The organism is Pseudomonas sp. TE12234 (assembly GCF_054061835.1).
In genome coordinates, this window is sequence record NZ_JBSSEP010000041.1 from 1 (window position 1) to 1,288 (window position 1,288).

Annotated in this window: 1 protein-coding gene; it reads left to right on the forward strand. The window is 56.4% G+C overall.

Features of this window, described 5'->3' with window-relative positions; translation table 11 throughout:
* The first annotated feature begins 271 nt into the window (after positions 1 to 271).
* Entirely contained in the window at positions 272 to 1,267 is a 996-nt protein-coding gene (locus ACVWYU_RS30220) for an IS110 family RNA-guided transposase (protein ID WP_457374458.1), read from the forward strand.
* The last annotated feature ends 21 nt before the right edge of the window (positions 1,268 to 1,288 follow it).

A 1,288-nucleotide genomic window follows, 5' to 3' on the forward strand; every position in this document is an offset into this window, starting at 1 on the left:
GCTCCTTGTATGTTGGCCAAACACTCGGCGAGAGCAGCTAAGCTCGTCGGTGTCGTCAAAACGATGTGTTTCTGGGGGAGGCCGACGGCTCCTGAAGGCAGGCATTGCGCCTGACCTTGTCTGTAGAGAGGCCCCCCCGCCTCATTGCCCACCACGAAGAGTATCGAGAAGCCGACAAGTCGGACTTCGCATTACAAGGTTGCAGCGGCATAAAGTTCGAGGTCAGGGGAGCCAGGAACCATCTTCACCCAGTTTCCTTGGAGTGGAAAGCATGAGCGTTCATGTCGGTTTGGATGTTGGTTCTCGTACCACCGCAATGGGATGGCGTGACAAAGGCCGTGCTGCGGGCTCGTGGGATATTGCTCAAACGCCCAAAGGGCGTAAGGCTGCGGTGAAAAAGCTGAAAGCGCTCAAGCCGCTGTCTGTGGTCATGGAAGCCACCGGAATGTATTACCTGGACTTGGCCCTGGAGCTGAACGCGGCTGGTTTGCCGATCTCGGTGATCAACCCAAAAAGCTCCCGCAATTTTGCAAAACTGGTGCTTCAACACAATAAAACAGACGCCATCGATGCCCAGTTGCTCGCCGAGTACGGTGAGCGCATGACACCTCGCTTGTGGATGCCTCCCAGCCCTGCTCAGCTTGAGTTGCGCGCCATTGGCCGTCATATCAACCGCCTGACCGGCCACTGCACCCGGGCCAAGAATGAGCTGCATGCCCTTCGAGCGACTGAAACGACTTCGGCGATGATGATCGAGGACGAGGAAGAAGCGATTGCGATGTTCGGCAGGCGCATCGAGCGGTTCAGACAAGCAGGGCTAGAAATCATTGCCAACTGCCCAGCATTGCAGGGCCAGTTTAATCACATGGCGGCGGCGCCCGGAATGGGCGAGGTCTCGACATTTGCTGTACTGGCTGAACTTACAACCCTGCCAGAGACGCTCAAGTCCTCACAAGTCAGCCGTTATGCAGGGCTGGATGTGCGACTAACCCAGTCTGGAACGAGCATCGACAAACCCGGTCGCTTGAGCAAGGGAGGCAACGCTTACCTGCGCTCGGCGATGTTCATGCCCGCCATGTCAGCGATCCGTTGCGACCCTTATGTAAAGGCTTTTTACGAAGGATTAGTCAGGCGTGGAAAGCGAAAAATGCAGGCCATCTGCGCGGTTATGCGCAAATACCTGACGGGTTTGTGGGCGTGCATGCGCTCGGGAGAGGATTTCGACACGGCCAAGCTTTTCAGCGATAAGCACCTGCTGAAAGCTTGACCGGGAACAGAGTATCTACAG